We start from the raw sequence: 17,551 nt of genomic DNA, 5'->3' as shown, positions 1-17,551 counted from the left end.
GTAATAAACTTAATGGTTTATTTGCCTTTTTTTAAATATTCTGAACTCTGATTCACAAGATAGTCAGTAAGTTCAAACTCATATTTAGGCTCAAGCATCCATGCAGTTTCTTTTCCTTTGTCACAATAAGCCAGAAATAGCCCAATTTCATCATTGGGAATTTTAAGCATATTGGTAAAAAAATGATGTGTATAGCGTTCTTTTACATTCTCAGAAAAATTCTTAGCACTGCTATTGCCATAAATCTCACCCTTATCAGTTCGTTTCTTTTTCTTAAAGATCATTTTATACACTTCATTGAAATTAACTCCTGTCAGCGGACTCCCCAAAACATTGCTTGGCAATGCTGTATTAGGATTCGCAATTGGTCTTATCGTGGGATCACTGGCTATAAGACCGGTAGAATTCATTCCTCCTGTTATGTTTTTAGTCTTAGTGTTTTTACTATCACTTTCCAGATCTCCGGTAAGTGCATTAGCCTTAATCACTACCTCATCAAGCACTGTAACATCAACGTTAAGCTCAATAACAAGTCTCCTTCCTGTAAAATGTTCTTTTTTCAACACCAGTTTTGCTTCACGCACTGCTATCCCTGAAAACAATAGCGTATCAGTCGGTCGGGCATAAATGGTAAAGTCGCCATTCCCATCAGTAATAGCCTTTATATTCGAAGTAATATTCTGTACCGAAAGATTCTCCACATTCAACGAATCAGCTACTACACGGCCGGCTAATATTTGTCGCGGCTGCTTTTGAGCAAATCCGATTAGTGGTATCAGCAGAAAAAGAAAAAACAGAAACTTGGCTTTCATAATTATTGGGTTAAGTTGGCAAATCGTAAATATCTTTCTTTAAGATAAGCTATAAGTTCGGATTCATTTTTAGGATCGAGCAGGTATCGTTTTGCCCCATCATTGCAAAAATTAAGAAATAAGCCCAGCTTTTCGCGCGGAACTTTTATAATCTCAGTGAAAAATGATTCAGAATAGCTTTCCTGCAGGATTTTTGAAAATGATTTTTGCTCCACTTTAGCATTAGCGTATAACTTATCTTTTGAAGAGCCTTTTTTATTTTTTGAATCCGAAGAACTTAACGCATCGGCAAGCAGCCCATACACAGCGATAAAATTCAGATTCATCGATGGGTTATCGACAACCCTTCCTAGATTCAGCAAAGAAGGATCAAAATCATCTTTGAATTTTTCATTAAGCAATACCACATCGGTGTTTTTGCTGTCAATGTAAAGATTACCCGTAAGCCCGCTAAGCTCTATATCATCAAGCAAAATTGCAGACGGCACAAGCCGTACTACAAAAAGTTCCTCCTTTACATCAATTGCCGTAAGTGTATACTGAAGAGTTTTAAAAGCCGGCGCTGTAAACTCAAGCACATCTCCTTCTTTAGCATTGATAGTAAAGCTTGACTGTTCATTTACTTTCCCCGCTACTCCTGTTGTGGTATTTTTTACTTCCAGAAATTCAATAGTCATTTCATCTGCAATAGCTTTACCATACACTATATGCCTTTCCTGCGCAAAAAAAAGCGTCGGCAAAAAAAACAGAACAAATGCTATTATATTTTTCATGGTTGGTTATTTATAGCTATTTATCTTCCTGCTGAAGTTTGAGGTATTTTTTAGCCAGTTCTGCAAGCATAAAATCCACATACGCTTTGTTATTTCCTTTTATGGCTACAGCAAACTCTTCATTTTCTGCCAGGTAATACAGGAAACCGTTAACCTGCTCTTTTGGAATATTATAATTCGCAGTAAATTCTTCATCGCTGTATAACCCCCGCGCTTTATCTATAGTCCCCTCCTGCTTTTCGGTCTCATAGGCTCTTTTCAACATTTTAGTACGCCCCGAGATAGCATTTATAATAGGATCAAGTCCAATAACCGTGCCTACAGTCATTGCGCTGGCCGTATACAACCTGCGTTCGGCTACCGTATATCGTTTCTGCCCTTTAGGCACCAGCCCTAAAGCTTCCGAATTAATGTGACTGTATTTATTTATAACAACCTCCTGAAGCTCGTAAGAATTGAAGTTTACGCTTATTACATAAGGCGTTACCTTAAACGAATCAGCATTAAGCATAAATTCGCGCACTACAATTTTAGTACTATATACCACCAGCCTGTCACCTGGCTTTGCTACAAGATCAAAAAATCCTTTATAATCGGTTTTAACTTCAGTTCCGGCAGTTTTGTTGATTACAAAAACATCACCAACCCCATTATCACCAACAACTACCCTTCCTAACATTTTTTGCCTTTCCTGCGAGAATGCAGCAAATGACAGGAATAACAAAATATACAGTAGTTTAGTTTTCATCTTTTATAAGTTGAAGGTATTTTCCTGACAATCCACTCATCAGAAACCTTGCCATAGTATCGTTCTTGTTTTTTATGGCTCTGGCAAAATTAGCATCTTCGACAAGGTAATACACAAACCCCCTCACATATTCTAACGGTATATTGAATTTCGTTACAAGTTCTTCCTCACTATAAATATAGTTAATCTTCTCCATAAGATTTTCCTTTTCGGCAGTCTCATTGGCTTTTTTTAACATTTTAGTGCGTCCGGTCAGGGCATTTATAACCGGATCCAACCCCATAGGATTCATTTTGGATGAACTTGCCGTCAGTAATCTTTTTTCTGTGGGCGTATATTTCTTTTGTACCCTTGGAACCAAACCCAAAGACTCCGCATTGATATAACTGTAATCAACAATAATTAACTCTTCGAGATGATGTACATACTTTTCAACAGGAACTATAAGAAGCGTAGATTTCACATCTTCTTCTTCAAGCGTAATTTCTTTAGCTACAATATTTATTGCCGAAAAGATTATGGTGTCGTTTGCTCTGGCAGGAATCGTAAAGTAACCACCCCGTGTTGTGGTAACCGAATTATCTGCAGTTTTATTAATAACATAGATACCTTCAAGGTCTTCAGCATCTGATTTGATTTTTCCGTTAACAGGGACACGTTCCTGTGCTGTGAGTAAGGATGTAGCAGCAACAGAAACCAGGAAAAATAAATTTTTCAAGTACGTGAGTTTAGGTGATTAATGAATCAAGCAGAAAAGCTACGCCGCAACGTGTATCAAAACTTTGTAACTTTACCTCTTCTTAGATTATTAAACGGATGAAAAAACTAATTATTGCAAGCACTTCCACTTTACACGGAGGCGCTTACCTTGAATATTTACTACCTACGCTCGAAGTACATTTTAAAGATTGCAAATCACTGCTTTTTGTACCGTATGCGAGACCAGGCGGCATTAGCCACGACGACTACACTAAAAGAGTAGCCGAAACTTTTGCAACGATAAACATCAGTGTTAAAGGGCTTCATGAATTTGACAACCCCGAGCAGGCAGTAGCCGATGCCGAAGCCATATTTACAGGTGGCGGAAACACCTTTTTACTGGTTACCCAACTGTATCAGAACAATGTAATGACTGCCATTAAAAAAGCGGTAGAGAACGGAACGCCATATTTAGGAAGCAGTGCCGGAAGCAACATTACGGGGCTGACGATGCAAACAACCAATGATATGCCCATCATTTATCCGCCAAGCTTTAATACACTTGGACTTGTACCGTTTAACCTGAACCCGCACTACCTTGACCCGATTGAAGGCTCGACACACATGGGTGAAACAAGGGAAACCAGGATTAATGAATTCCACAAAATAAACCCTCAGCCGGTACTGGGATTGCGTGAAGGCAGCTGGCTTGAAGTACATGGCGACAAAATAACCCTTAAAGGCGATTTGCAGGCAAGACTTTTCCGTCAGGGCAAAGAAGCCGAAGAACTGGAAACAGGAACTGACCTGTCAGATCTTAAGTAAATAATAATGGCACAAAAATTAGACAAAATACTGGTAGTAGATATTGAAGCTACCTGCTGGAACGGCCCCAACCCTCCGGGCATGGAAAACGACATCATAGAGATTGGCATCTGCATGCTCGATATACACACCGGAGATATTACCGATAACCGCGGTATAATTGTAAATCCCGAGCGTTCGGAAGTCAGCGAGTTCTGTACAGAATTAACTACCATAACTCCTGAAATGGTAACTGAACAAGGCATATCGTTTAAAGAAGCATGCGCGATACTTAAAAAAGACTATATGTCGCAAAGCCGTGCCTGGGCAAGCTTTGGCGCATATGACCTGAAACAGTTCCAAAGACAATGCAGTGCGGTGAATGTTGGCTATCCTTTCGGTCCATCACATATTAATGTAAAGACGCTTTTCGCCTTGAAAAACAAGCTGGGACACGAACAGGGAATGGCAGGCGCACTCGCTATGCTGAACATTCCGTTGGAAGGTACACATCACAGAGGTGTGGATGACGCGAAGAATATTGCCAAGATATTGAATAAAATTCTTGAATAATGGAAACCGTAAATTTCTAACGAACAGAAAGTGAGTTTTCTAATAAAAAAACTCATCCCTCTACACAAAACAATTTCAAATCAAGCTCATCACTTTCCTTTAGAGAAGGCTGCTGTGAGAGCAATAAAAAAAAGCCCAAACATAAGTTTGGGCTTTTTAACGCAGAGCGGAAGACGAGGCTCGAACTCGCGACAACCAGCTTGGAAGGCTGGAGCTCTACCAACTGAGCTACTTCCGCGTTATTGTGGTGCAAATATACAACCACTTTCCATATTCGCAAACTTTTCAATGAAAAAAATTAGAGGTTTTTTCACCATCAGCACTTAAATTATTTATTATTAATTCGTTACCTCAATAAAAAAATTTCATTTTTTTTCTAAACAGCAACCTTAACATTTCCTGCCAAACTCCCGATTTTACTGAACCGGAATATTGGGCAGTATTAACCCGATGTTAGCCTTTCATCTTTAACACCTCTTTTACAAATAATTACATTTTTCGCAATAAATCATTTTGTAAATTTAGTAAAAGCTAATTTCAAACGTTATGATGAAGGTAGCCTGCATAATACTAAGTATATTTTTTCTTGCCTCCTGTAAAAACACTGCCGGGGTAAAAGAAAAACAACCTGCTGTTGTGGTAAATACCCAACACCTGAAAAACACGTCTCATACTATCGACAGTAATTTTCTTGAAGAGGCAAGCAAAGGCATAAAAGATTTTTATTCTTCAAATGCATTCAAAACCGTATGGACTGAAGAAAAAAACCGCATCGCTCTTATTGAATCCATAAAAGATGCTACTAACGACGGATTACTTCCCTCTGATTACAACCTCAGCAAACTTGAGGAACTTGAAAATAAGATTGATATTACTGAAGACCAATGCATACATTATGATATTTTGCTAACACAGTCGTTTCGCAAGCTTGCTAATCACTTATTCAAAGGAAAGCTTACTCCCTATAAAGTGTACAACGACTGGGCGTTGCCTTCAAAAAACTTTGACAGCAATAGAATGCTTACCGAAGCATTAGCTAAAAACGACATAAAAAAGACACTTGAAAAATGCAGGCCAACCCACAAAATGTATGGAGGACTCAGGGAAGGCATGATTTTTTTAAACAGTCTGCCGGACGACAAAAACCTAAAAAAGATTGACATTAGCGGCGCCATAAAACTGAAAGATTCCGGAAACGTAGTAACTGATATTAAAAAGAGGCTGGTTTACTGGAAAGACCTCGATCCTGCCGATGCCACCGGAAACGTATACGACCGTAAAACGATGAAAGCTGTAAAACATTTCCAGAAACGTCACGGCTTATATCCTGACGGGGTTGTGAGTACCTCAACAGCCAAAGCACTAAACACGAGCCTTACCGCCCGTAAGCAGCAGTTAATTGCTAATCTTGAACGCTGGCGTTGGTTCCCTTATGATTTTGGTAAAAATGCATTACTCATTAACATACCTGAATATCAACTGACAGTTATAGAGGAAAACGACACCATAGAAATGTATAAAGTAGTAGTTGGCAAGCCCGAACGAAGAACTCCGGTGTTGCATGCCGTACTGAACAATCTGGTTATTAACCCCACCTGGACGGTACCTCCTACTATACTTAAAGAAGACCTTACTCCATCGGCCTCTGAAGACAGGAGTTACTTTGCAAGCCACAACATGAAAATATACAAACATCGCGATACTATAGAAACGCTGCCTGAAGACTGGGATCCCGAAAAGGCTGATCATTATAGGTATGTACAGGGTCCGGGCGTAAACAACGCTTTAGGCCTGGTAAAGTTTAATTTTAGAAATAGTTTTAGTGTTTACCTGCACGATACCAACCACAGGGAACTTTTTAAAAGAGGCTACAGGGCATTGAGTTCAGGCTGTGTTCGTGTACAGGATCCGCTGAAGCTTGCCGGGTACATCCTAGATAAAGAGAAGGCCGACTGGACAAAAGAAAAACTGGATGAAATGATTGCCGAAGGGGAAACAAAAAACGTGAGCCTCAATAAAGCGACTCACGTTCATCAGTTATATTGGACCGCCTGGATGGATAAAGGCGGTTTGCAATTCAGGAATGATATTTATAATCTTGACGGCGTACTCTATAAAAAATTACGACAGTAATTTAGAGGAAGCCGCATAGCTTTGAGAAGGATGGTAGATAAAAAGGCATGATTTTCCTTTTATCAGATTGATCACTTCTTTATTAAGCGTTGGTGGCAGTGCCGGACATCCCTGGCTTCTGCCCAATCTTTTGTGCGCTTTGATAAAACCTTCAGTAACATAATCAGCAGCATGCATTACTACAGCCCTGCTGCGTGCATTACTGTTGATACCCTGCTCCAGTCCGTCAAGACGAAGCGAAGCCCCGTGTTTACCCTGATAAATCTCACCTGTAGCATAAAAACCAAGGCTGCTTTTATTAGAACTTGCAACATTTGAGAAAGCAGTAGCAAACTCGTCGCCACTATTTCTTCCATGTGCCACAAGAGTATTATAAAGTACCGTATTGGTAGCCATGTCGATAATCCAAAGTCTTTTTGTGTTAGACGATTGGCTGAAATCGATCAGCGTTATAATGTCTTTTTTAATTTTACCCTCAGCCTTAAGCTTTTTAAAACCATTCATGGCTTTCTGAAAGCATTCAAACTTTGGCATAGACAGCGAATGTGCCTTGATAGTGTTGTACACTGAAACAGTCTCGGATACAGCATTTACTTCTGCATTATTAGTTTTTACAGTAGTTTCGGCGTGTTTTGGTGTTGTTGCGGTAATTGTAAAGAACAAAAAGAAAACCGACGTAAAAAAGTTGTAAACCATAAGTAATCTAGTAGTTGTGTTTTTAGACAGCGGCTAAAATAGTTAAAGAAAACTTAACAAAAAAATAGCAACACTGTTAAAATCAATTATTTAACATTTATCATTTGGCAAGCCTCTTCCCAGGCGTCACCTCTCACTTCATCAATAATTAACACTATAACGGTCTCGTAATAAAGATATTGTATCAATCTTAATTTTTTTTGTAAATATTCTGTAAAATTGGATGCAAAAACAATCTCTCTTGCGAAATAAATGGGCAATTTATAGTAATTTTAGCCCTCGTTATCGGGTTAATAATAACCCAAAATCGTGCCAAAAAATCATAATATTCTAAAAATGAACAAGAAAGTAATTTTAATGATACTTGACGGATGGGGTAAATCACCGGATCCAAAAGTGTCTGCCATAGACAATGCCAATGTCCCTTTTATCAATAGCCTGTACCAAAACTACCCTAACGCTTCGCTTCGTACCGACGGCCTTAACGTAGGACTTCCTGAAGGGCAAATGGGGAACAGCGAAGTAGGCCACATGAACCTTGGTGCAGGCCGTATCGTATACCAGGATCTTGTAAAAATCAACCTGGCGGTTCAAAACAATACCCTTGCTCAGGAAAAGCCTCTTGTTGATGCTTTTAACTATGCTAAAGAAAACAATAAAAAAGTTCACCTGCTGGGACTGGTTTCAAACGGAGGTGTTCACTCACATATCGATCACCTTAAAGGGCTGGTAGATGCTACTGAGGCAGCAGGACTTGACAAAGTTTACATTCACGCCTTTACTGACGGACGTGATGTTGACCCTAAATCAGGTGTATTCTTTATTTCTGATCTGGAGAACCATATCAAAAACACCCATGCAAAACTAGCCTCAATAGTAGGGCGTTACTATGCAATGGATCGTGACAAACGTTGGGAAAGGGTAAAACTTGCTTATGACCTTTTGGTTAATGCTGAAGGAACTCCTTCTACCAATGCAGTTGACAGTATTCATAACAGCTACAATGAAGGTGTTACGGATGAGTTCATTAAACCTATCGTAATGACCGATGACGCCGGGCAACCTTTGGCAAAAATAGAAGAAGGCGATGTAATTATCTTCTTTAACTTCCGTACTGACCGTGGAAGACAGCTTACCGAAGTACTGAGCCAGTATGACATCCATGAGCAAAATATGCACAAGCTGAACCTGTATTATGTCACCATGACCAATTATGACGACAACTACACAGGCATTCACGTAATATACGACAAAGACAACCTTACCGAAACATTAGGTGAGGTGGTATCACGCAACGGTAAAAAACAAATTCGTATTGCCGAAACGGAAAAATACCCTCACGTTACGTTCTTCTTCTCAGGAGGCCGTGAAGAACCTTTTGAAGGTGAAAAACGTCTGCTTTGCCCTTCACCAAAAGTTGCTACTTACGACCTTAAGCCGGAAATGAGTGCTTTTGACCTTAAAGATGCTCTTGTTCCGGAACTTAAAAAAGGTGAAGTAGATTTTGTATGCCTTAACTTTGCCAATGGCGACATGGTAGGACATACCGGTGTTATGGAGGCTGCCATTAAAGCTTGTGAAGCCGTAGATGCCTGCGCAAAAGAAGTTATTGAAACCGCACTTGAAAACGGTTACACAACCATAGTAATTGCTGACCACGGTAACTGTGAAACGATGATAAACCCTGACGGATCGCCTAATACGGCGCACACTACTAATCCGGTACCTATCATCCTTGTAGACAAAGACCTTAAACATGTTAAAGATGGTATACTAGGTGATATTGCCCCTACTATCCTTGACCTTATGGGACTGGAGCAGCCAGCTGTTATGACAAGGCATTCATTAGTTTCATAGTAACACAGTTGCAAGGCAACTAAGTAAAAAGGCCTGCAGAATTATATTCTGCAGGCCTTTTTTTTATGAGATATTTTTTAAAGATTCAAAATATGCTCTATCAATGGTCTCCCTATGGTCAGGGTGCGCGACATTAGTTAATGCTGTGGCGCGTTGTCGTAATGTCTTGCCATATAAATCGGCAATACCGTATTCGGTAACCACATATTGTACGTGCGCACGTGTAGTAACTACCCCTGCCCCCTGCTTTAAGAATGGTACAATTTTGCTTTCGCCGTTTTTAGTTACTGATGGCAAAGCAATAATAGCTTTTCCGCCCTCGCTGAGCGATGCTCCACGAATAAAATCCATTTGCCCACCAACTCCCGAATACATTTTAGAACCAATAGAATCGGCACATACCTGTCCGGTAATATCAACTTCGATAGCTGAATTGATAGCTACCATTTTTGGGTTACGGCGGATCACAGATGTATCATTTACAAATGATGATTCTCGCATTGAGATAAATGGATTGTCATTTACAAAATCATAAAGCCTTTGTGAACCGATCAGAAATGTAGCCAGTGCCCTGTTCTTAGTCACCCCTTTGTATTTGCAATTGATGATGCCCTGTTCGATCAGGTCGATTACGCCATCGGAGAACATCTCGGTATGCAACCCAAGGTTCTTATGATTGGTCAGTTTTGCCAGTGCTGCGTTAGGTATCGAACCGATACCCATCTGAAGCGTACTGCCATCTTCAATTAGCGAAGCTACAAACCCCCCAATTAGGGCTTCTTGTTCTGTAATTACATCCGAACCATGACCATACAATGGCATATCTACTTCTACAAGATAATCAATATCCGAAACTTTGATAACACTATCACCAAAGGTTCTCGGCATTTGTGGATTGACCTGAGCGATCACAATTTTAGCCATTTCGATAGCTGCTTTTGTTGCTTCTACTGAAACACCCAGCGAGCAATAACCATGACTGTCAGGAGGTGAAACATGAATAAAAACAACATCGAGATGCACTATGTTATTCCTGAACAAACGCGGAATCTCACTAAGGAAGACCGGCGTATATGAACCGTTGCCGGCGGCGATGGTATGCCTTACATTTTTGCCTATAAAGAAAGAATTCACATGAAAACTATCACTCAACTCAGGATTCGCATAAGGTGCTTCACCTTCTGTATGCATGTGGCAAACCTCAACATTACGCAATTCTGATGCTCTTTCAGACAATGCTTTGGTTAAAACCGTTGGCGTTGCGGCAGCTGCCTGCACATAAATCCTGTTTCCTGACTGTACTACTTTTACGGCCTCGGCCGCAGTTACATATTTACTCATACCTATAAAAGTTTAAAGCAAAATTAGTTTCACATAAAGATATAAAACATGACATAACTCATGTTATACAACCATTTAAAATAATCATTATAAAAATCGTACTTTTGCCGTGGTAAAAAATTAGAGCATGAGCATGATCATCCCAAAAACGAGAGAAGAAATTGAACTGATGCGCCAAAGCGCACTTATGGTTTCTAAAACATTAGGCATGATTGCCGCAGAAATAAAACCGGGTGTTACAACACTTGAACTTGACAGAATGGCCGAAGAGTTCATTCGTGATCATGGCGCAATACCTGGCTTCAAAGGACTTTATGACTGCCCTTCAACGCTTTTAACAAGCGTTAACGAGCAAATAGTTCACGGCCTGCCAACAAACCGTCCAATCCAGGAAGGTGATATCGTATCGGTAGATTGTGGCGCTATCATGAACGAATTTTACGGAGACCATGCTTATACCTTTGAGATAGGCGATGTAGCTCCTGAGACTAAAAAACTATTACAGGTTACCAAAGAATCACTTTATGTGGGCATCCGTGAGTTTAAAGCAGGAAACCGTGTAGAAGATGTTGGTAACGCTATACAGAAATATACCGAAGCGCATGGTTATGGTGTAGTACGTGAGCTTGTAGGCCACGGACTTGGACGCAAGATGCACGAAGCTCCTGAAATGCCAAACTACGGCAAACGTGGACGTGGTAAAATGTTTGTTGAAGGTATGGTTGTTGCTATCGAACCTATGATCAACATGGGTACCAAAAACATAAAACAGCTTAAAGATGGCTGGACAATTGTTACAAGAGACGGGAAACCTAGCGCTCACTTTGAGCATGATGTTGCTCTTGTAGATGGTAAACCGGAACTGCTTTCTACATTCGCCTACGTATACAAAGCATTAGGTATTGAAAGCACTGAAGAAGATGAGTTCAGGAAAATACCATTTGTAGTCTAACCATTTCATTATAATAATACCACAGAGACTCACAAAGACAACGCTGAGATTCGCAGAGTTAATTTAGCTTGCAATCTAAAGATTGAAGAACACAGAGCTGCATGGAAATAAATAAGCTGACACATAGCGTAATTGGTTCGGCAATAGAAGTTCACAGAACTTTGGGCCGGGCTTACTAGAGTCTGCTTACTGCGAATGCTTATCATATGAAATTAAAAATAGTGGCCTATATGTTGAAAGAGAAAAATTACTTCCAATAACATATAAAGATATCACTATCAATCATGGCTATAGAATAGATTTAGTTGTTGAAAACAAATTAGTTCTTGAACTGAAAACGGTTGAAGAACTAACAGATTCACATCAGGCTCAACTACTCACTTATCTAAAGTTAGGGAATTATCCTATTGGATTGCTTATAAACTTCCATAGCAAAATATTGAAAAACGGATTAAAACGTTACGTGAACAGCTCTGCGAGCTCCCATCCTTCGGATGGTTAACTAAAACTCGGTGTATCTCTGTGATTTCTTAGCGAATCTCAGCGGTATGATAAAATTTACTGATGAAGAAACTTTTTAAGTTAATACTCAATACCATACCACGTCCATTACTGATAAGACTCAGTTATGTGGCGCGACCGGTACTGGCTGCTGCCCTGAAGGGTAACACCTATACCGACCCTATAGATGGTAAAAGCTTTAAAAACTTCCTGCCCTACGGTTACGGACACCAACGCAATAATGTGTTGGCACCGGGAACGCTTTCATTAGAAAGACACCGTTTGTTATGGCTATACCTTAATAAAGAGACTGATTTTTTCATAGCTCCAAAAAAGGTATTGCATTTTGCTCCGGAACAGGCTTTTTATAAGCGTTTCCGCAACCAGAAAAACCTGGATTACACTACTACCGACCTATACTCGCCTCTGGCAGATGTTAAGGCGGATATTTGTAACCTGCCGTTTGAAGACAATGCATATGATCTTATACTATGTAATCACGTATTGGAACACATCCCGGATGACACCAAAGCGATGCAGGAACTATACCGCGTTTTAAAACCTGGCGGCATGGCTATTTTACAGATTCCGCAGGATTTGAGCCGCGAAACGACTTTTGAAGACGACAGCATTACCGATCCGAAAGAACGCGCTAAAATCTTTGGACAATATGACCACGTAAGGGTATATGGACGCGATTATTTTAACAAGTTGAGAAGTATCGGTTTCCGTGTAGTTGAAGAAGATTATACTAAAAAACTAACTCCGGAAGAAGTAGAACGTTACTGTCTGGCAAAAGGTGAAATCATCCCTGTTTGCTACAAAGATTAATTTTTTGCTTAAACTACATAAATCAAAAATCCCTGCTATTGTCTTTAGCAGGGATTTTCTTTTTAACCTCTATAGTAAAACGAAAAACATTAACTTTTCTCGGGCATAAGTACACCTATAATCTTATCTTTTGTAAGGTACTTTTTAGCCACTTCCTGAATATCTTTAGCCGTAAGTGCATTTACCTTTTCTTCAACCGTAAGGATATCTTCCGGATTTTCTCCCTGTGAGTAAGAGCTCCTGAAGTTACTAACCCAGGTACGATTCTCTTTAATATTCTTCTTATAATCCAGTAACTCACCTTCTTTATATTTGGCAAGATCTTTTGCTTCCGGACCATTTTCGATTATCTTTTTTATTTCAGCCAATGCCGACTCTGTAAGCTTGTCTACATTTTCAGGACCACACGGGAAAGAAACCGTAAATCGATATGAACCGTAAGGAACCTTTCCTAATCCACCACTAGCATTCACACCATACACACCACTCTCTTTCTCCCTAAGCTCCTCTACAAGTTTAATAGTCAGGATTTCACCAAGTGCCTGCATAGCCAGATCTTCTTTAGGGCTGTATTTTGTTTCGCCTCTATACCTAATCATAACTTTACTCTTAGGCTCAGTACCTTTATAAATTATTTTTTTATGCTCACCCTTTAATGGACGTATACCTAAATCTACGATTTTCTCCCTCTCTTTTGTCGAAGGCAGCGAAGCTATGTATTTTGCAGAAAAATCTTCAATAGCTTTATCATCTATATTACCCACAAAAAAGAATTCAAAATCTCCTGCATTAGCAAAACGCTCTTTGTATTTTTTATACGCCAGTTCATAATCTGTGTTTGCCCAATCTTCGTCAGAAGGAAACATTGGAGTAAACCTCGGATTATCTTTACCTGTAAACTTAAGTAGTTCACTGGTAAAATAAGTATCAGGATTAGAGCCCATATTAGCAAACATTGATTTTCTTTTTTTCTCATAGCCTGCATAAGCATCCATGTCAAAATTCATATCTGTAAAATAGGCATGTATCATCTGAAACATGTATTCCATATCTTTAGGTGTCGAACTACCTCTCAAACCTTCAGTTTCGTCATATACATAAGGTCTGACATTTACAATCTTACCGGTCATAAACTTATTGATATCATTTAATTTCAGACCTGAAAAACCTGCGTCTGGCAATCCTGATTCAGCCCAATTCGTTTTTAGATAGTCATTAGTAGAATAAAGATTTGACCCTCCAAGGCTTACTGCCTCAAGCAAAACCTCATCATTCTTAAAATCAGTTTTTTTATAGGTAACCTTTGCGCCGTTAGAAAGCGCTAAAGTAGTGGTGCCCAGTTTCGCATTCGTCTCTTTTTTAGTGACTTTTCCGGGTTTTACCTCTTTTCTCAATAGACTTGAAGCAATTACACCTTCATCATAAGGCTTAAGATTATCTGACTTAGCATTCAGCACAGCCAATACTTCCTGCTCTGTTGGTTGTTTTACCCCTTCTTTTTCAGGCCCGGTAATCACAACCACACGATTATCGTCTTTTACAAACCCGTTTACAAGCCCATTTATATCATTAAGACTTATCTGAGGCAATACTTTTTGCAGGTAGTCATACATCCATTCAATACCGGGAGCAGGTTCTTTATCAAGGAAATTTGCCTGATACTGCCCTACAAAAGCAGAAGAATTCATTTTATCCCTCTCTTTATAGCTACGTTCCATACTTGTCAGGAAATCTGTTTTTGCCCTATCCAGTTCTCCCTGCGAGAAACCATACTTTTTAACACGGTTATTTTCTTCAACAAGAACTTTAAGTGCATCAAGCTGCTTGCCATCCTGTGTCATTGCAACAGACTGATACGCTTCTTTGGTTCTTGCCATTGTCCCGCCGTGCGAACTAAAACCATAAGTAAATGGCGGCGTAGGCGAATTGGTAAGTTCACGCAGTCTTTTGTTAAGCATTACTGAATACAAACGTTCTGTTAAACGCTTTTTGTAATCATCTAAAGTTACAACAGGCTTAGCCTCGTCATGATCTTTATACATAACCTGTACCTCGCTGCCCGAAGCTTCTTTGTCACTTTCGATTGCTACAAAAGTTTCTTTATGATTAGGAAGGTCGTATACTTTTCTTGGACGCTCATTTCTAGGATTTTCATAAGATGAAAAATGCGCATGGATCTTTTTTTCCATTTCAGCAACATCAATATCGCCCACAACAATTACAGCCATTAAATCCGGCCTGTACCAGTCTTTATAGAATTTTTTGATCTTGTCGTACGTAAAATTCTCGAGGATTTGTTTTTGTCCTATAGGAAAACGGTTTACATAATGCGACTGATACATTACCTTTGGCATAAATCGTTTCATCATCCTGTTGTCAGCATCAAGGCCAAGGCGGTATTCTTCGAGAACAACACCTCTTTCCTTGTCGATTTCTTCAGGAGAAAGAATAGTATTAAACGCCCAGTCTTCAATTATTTCAAAACCTTTTTCAAGTTTGGCAGGATCATCACTGGGAATAGGAAGAAAATAAACCGTTTCATCAAAACTGGTGTAGGCATTTAAGTGCTGCCCGAATTTTACACCGATACTCTGAAGGTAATCTACCAACTGATTTTTAGGAAATCGTTTCGTACCGTTAAAACACATATGCTCCATAAAGTGAGCCAGTCCCTGCTGGTCATCATCTTCAAGAATAGAGCCTGCATTTATAACAAGCCTCAGGTCTACTTTGTTTTCAGGTTTTGCATTTTTTCTGATGTAGTAGGTAAGCCCATTTTTAAGTTTTCCAACTTTCACATTTGGGTCAAACGGGATTGGATCACTCCCTTTGAGTTCCTGCGCAAAGCCCATAACAGGCATAGCAGCAAGGAAAACCCATAGTTTTAGGTTTTTCATTTTATAATTGGTTTAGAATTTTGGTTTCATAAAGAACTGAAAAATAAGGATATTATTATAAAATTTAAAAGAAAAGCCTCACAACTATTTTGGCGCGCTTATTGCTACTGATAAAATCGCAGATATAATATATTTAGTATCTTTACCGTTCAAGTTAAAAACAAAACAAATGACAAACGCCTTCAAAAGGCTTATTGCCTTAGTGTTTCTTACTTTTTTGCCTTTTGTGGCTTTTTCTCAAGTTCAACAGGAAATAGCTCCTCCTTACAACATAAAAACCGTTGCTTTTATGAAAGATGGCCAAAACGCTTATCCATTTTTCAGGCTTAATGAACCTTTCACTTTTGTTTTTGACGATCTTTTTGGTAATGAGGCCAACTACTATTATAGTATCCAGCATTGCAATTACGACTGGACACCATCGTCTATGCTAAGCATAAACGACTACATCCGCGGTTTTGACACACAGCGAATCCAAACCTATACAAACTCATTTAATACCCTTCAGATTTATTCTCGTTACACACTGGCATTCCCTAACAAGTTTACCACACTGCTACTTAGCGGTAATTATATTTTAAAGATACTTAATGAGGATCAGGAAGTAATTTTTACGAGAAGATTTGTATTGTATGAAGATATGGCAACTGTTCCTGTCCAAGTAAAAAGGACAAGAGACATGTCTACCAATCTCGAAAAACATAATCTCGATTTTTCTATAAAAAGCAGAGGATTTATATTTCAGATGCCATTACAAAATGTAAAAATAGCTTTATTCCAAAACGGACGCTTTGACAATGCTATTTACAATGTAAAACCACAGTATACCATTGGTAACGATCTTATTTACAAATATGATAAGGAAACCCAGTTTTGGGCAGGAAACGAATACCTTTATTTTGAAAACAAAGACATTCGCAACGCGGTTAACAATGTAGTGCGAATAACTGCCGGTGAAATTTACAACACTATATTATACACCAATGAGGCAAGAGCCAATAAGCCTTATACTTTTTTCCCTGACGTAAATGGTAATTTCGTAACGAAGAACATTAACCTGAGCGTTACTGACCCAATGGTGGAATCCGATTACACATGGGTATTCTTTAGCCTTAGCGCACCGGCTTATTATGGCAAAGACCTTTACATAGGTGGTATGTTTAACAATTATGCTAAAACTCCTGAATACAAAATGGACTACAACGAGAAAACCAAATTGTATGAGAAGGCCGTTATGATGAAGCAGGGTTTTAATAACTATATGTATATCAGCACAGATAAAAACGGAAAAGTAGATGGTAAAAATGCTGTAGATGGTAACTTTTACCAAACAGAAAATGAATACACCATATTAGTATATTACAGGGAGAACAACGATCGCTACGACAAGGTAATTGGCGTAGGGACCGCAAACTCAACAGATATTATAAACTAAAAATCAATTAGTTAAATATTACTTTCACATAATTTAATCTTTGAAAATTAGTCCTAACGTAATAAATTTGTATTTTTGTTAATAGGATTGAGAACCGTTAAACAGGTTTAGCATGGTAACACAGATAACAAGAGGCATAAAAATTTCGGTATCCACTAATTTTGAAGGGACTTACTTCAAAAATTACAGGATTCAGTTTGCATTTAGCTATGAGATAACCATAGAAAACCAAAGCAAAGACTCTGTACAGCTTAATACCCGCCACTGGGAGATTTACGATTCGCTTAATGATATCGAAATTGTAGATGGTGAAGGTGTTATAGGTAAAAAACCTGTTCTTAAGCCCGGAGAAAAACACACTTATAGTTCCGGATGTCTTTTAGCTTCACCATTTGGAGCCATGAGAGGTTATTTCAACATGATAAACTTTACTACAACCCGTTCTTTCAGGGTAATGGTACCTACTTTCAGGCTAAGCGCTCCATTTGCCATAAACTAA

Annotated in this window: 16 protein-coding genes and 1 tRNA gene; 9 read left to right on the top strand and 8 right to left on the bottom strand. The window is 39.1% G+C overall.

What is annotated here, in order from left to right; translation table 11 throughout:
- Positions 1–17: 17 nt before the first annotated feature.
- Genes ACFSR3_RS00420 through ACFSR3_RS00405 form a run of 4 tightly spaced genes read right to left on the bottom strand, consistent with a single transcriptional unit; the run spans position 18 to position 3,051 of the window.
- Positions 18–812, bottom strand: a complete 795-nt coding sequence (locus ACFSR3_RS00420) for a hypothetical protein (RefSeq protein ID WP_379819209.1) — start codon at positions 810–812, stop codon at positions 18–20.
- 2 nt (positions 813–814) lie between these two features.
- Entirely contained in the window at positions 815–1,585 is a 771-nt protein-coding gene (locus ACFSR3_RS00415) for a hypothetical protein (RefSeq protein ID WP_379819208.1), read from the bottom strand.
- A 16-nt stretch (positions 1,586–1,601) separates the two neighbouring features.
- A complete protein-coding gene (locus tag ACFSR3_RS00410; protein ID WP_379819207.1) occupies positions 1,602–2,333 on the bottom strand; it encodes a hypothetical protein in 732 nt (243 codons plus the stop codon).
- On the bottom strand, positions 2,323–3,051 hold the full coding sequence (locus ACFSR3_RS00405; RefSeq protein ID WP_379819206.1) for a hypothetical protein: 729 nt from the start codon (positions 3,049–3,051) through the stop codon (positions 2,323–2,325). The genes ACFSR3_RS00410 and ACFSR3_RS00405 overlap by 11 nt, the downstream gene beginning before the upstream one ends.
- Before the next feature lie 98 nt (positions 3,052–3,149).
- On the opposite strand from ACFSR3_RS00405, the gene pepE reads away from it, so the two are divergent.
- Entirely contained in the window at positions 3,150–3,857 is a 708-nt protein-coding gene (pepE, locus tag ACFSR3_RS00400; protein ID WP_379819205.1) for a dipeptidase PepE, read from the top strand.
- 6 nt (positions 3,858–3,863) lie between these two features.
- The gene (locus ACFSR3_RS00395) at positions 3,864–4,409 is read left to right on the top strand and encodes an exonuclease domain-containing protein (RefSeq protein WP_379819204.1); all 546 of its coding nucleotides are present in this window, start codon (positions 3,864–3,866) and stop codon (positions 4,407–4,409) included.
- A 165-nt stretch (positions 4,410–4,574) separates the two neighbouring features.
- On the opposite strand, the gene ACFSR3_RS00390 is transcribed toward ACFSR3_RS00395, so the two are convergent.
- Positions 4,575–4,647, bottom strand: a tRNA-Gly gene (locus tag ACFSR3_RS00390).
- A 308-nt stretch (positions 4,648–4,955) separates the two neighbouring features.
- On the opposite strand from ACFSR3_RS00390, the gene ACFSR3_RS00385 reads away from it, so the two are divergent.
- The gene (locus tag ACFSR3_RS00385; protein ID WP_379819203.1) at positions 4,956–6,542 is read left to right on the top strand and encodes a L,D-transpeptidase family protein; all 1,587 of its coding nucleotides are present in this window, start codon (positions 4,956–4,958) and stop codon (positions 6,540–6,542) included.
- Here the strand turns inward: ACFSR3_RS00385 and ACFSR3_RS00380 are convergent.
- On the bottom strand, positions 6,531–7,238 hold the full coding sequence (locus ACFSR3_RS00380; RefSeq protein ID WP_379819202.1) for a murein L,D-transpeptidase catalytic domain family protein: 708 nt from the start codon (positions 7,236–7,238) through the stop codon (positions 6,531–6,533). The genes ACFSR3_RS00385 and ACFSR3_RS00380 overlap by 12 nt on opposite strands.
- Positions 7,239–7,574: 336 nt before the next feature.
- On the opposite strand from ACFSR3_RS00380, the gene gpmI reads away from it, so the two are divergent.
- On the top strand, positions 7,575–9,095 hold the full coding sequence (gpmI, locus tag ACFSR3_RS00375) for a 2,3-bisphosphoglycerate-independent phosphoglycerate mutase (protein WP_379819201.1): 1,521 nt from the start codon (positions 7,575–7,577) through the stop codon (positions 9,093–9,095).
- A 63-nt stretch (positions 9,096–9,158) separates the two neighbouring features.
- Here the strand turns inward: gpmI and ACFSR3_RS00370 are convergent, their stop codons facing one another.
- Positions 9,159–10,436, bottom strand: coding sequence for an acetyl-CoA hydrolase/transferase family protein (locus ACFSR3_RS00370; protein WP_379819200.1), 1,278 nt, complete (start codon positions 10,434–10,436; stop codon positions 9,159–9,161).
- 133 nt (positions 10,437–10,569) lie between these two features.
- On the opposite strand from ACFSR3_RS00370, the gene map reads away from it, so the two are divergent.
- From map to ACFSR3_RS00355, 3 genes are all read left to right on the top strand, one after another.
- On the top strand, positions 10,570–11,388 hold the full coding sequence (map, locus tag ACFSR3_RS00365; RefSeq protein WP_379819260.1) for a type I methionyl aminopeptidase: 819 nt from the start codon (positions 10,570–10,572) through the stop codon (positions 11,386–11,388).
- Positions 11,389–11,599: 211 nt separating this feature from the next.
- Positions 11,600–11,890: a GxxExxY protein gene (locus ACFSR3_RS00360; protein WP_379819259.1), complete on the top strand. Its 291-nt coding sequence runs from the start codon at positions 11,600–11,602 to the stop codon at positions 11,888–11,890.
- Positions 11,891–11,952: 62 nt separating this feature from the next.
- The gene (locus ACFSR3_RS00355) at positions 11,953–12,720 is read left to right on the top strand and encodes a class I SAM-dependent methyltransferase (protein ID WP_379819199.1); all 768 of its coding nucleotides are present in this window, start codon (positions 11,953–11,955) and stop codon (positions 12,718–12,720) included.
- An 89-nt stretch (positions 12,721–12,809) separates the two neighbouring features.
- On the opposite strand, the gene ACFSR3_RS00350 is transcribed toward ACFSR3_RS00355, so the two are convergent.
- Entirely contained in the window at positions 12,810–15,617 is a 2,808-nt protein-coding gene (locus ACFSR3_RS00350; RefSeq protein ID WP_379819198.1) for a M16 family metallopeptidase, read from the bottom strand.
- A 169-nt stretch (positions 15,618–15,786) separates the two neighbouring features.
- On the opposite strand from ACFSR3_RS00350, the gene ACFSR3_RS00345 reads away from it, so the two are divergent.
- Positions 15,787–17,052 carry a type IX secretion system plug protein gene (locus ACFSR3_RS00345; protein ID WP_379819197.1) on the top strand — a complete coding sequence of 422 codons (1,266 nt, stop codon included), beginning with the start codon at positions 15,787–15,789 and terminating at the stop codon, positions 17,050–17,052.
- A gap of 112 nt (positions 17,053–17,164) precedes the next feature.
- Positions 17,165–17,551 carry a Co2+/Mg2+ efflux protein ApaG gene (gene apaG, locus ACFSR3_RS00340; protein ID WP_114758595.1) on the top strand — a complete coding sequence of 129 codons (387 nt, stop codon included), beginning with the start codon at positions 17,165–17,167 and terminating at the stop codon, positions 17,549–17,551.

It is taken from the genome of Flavobacterium suzhouense, from assembly GCF_042684765.1.
Taxonomy (GTDB): Bacteria; Bacteroidota; Bacteroidia; order Flavobacteriales; family Flavobacteriaceae; genus Flavobacterium; species Flavobacterium suzhouense.
The sequence above is the reverse complement of the archived record's forward strand: the minus strand, read 5'-3'. Positions and strand labels throughout refer to the sequence as shown.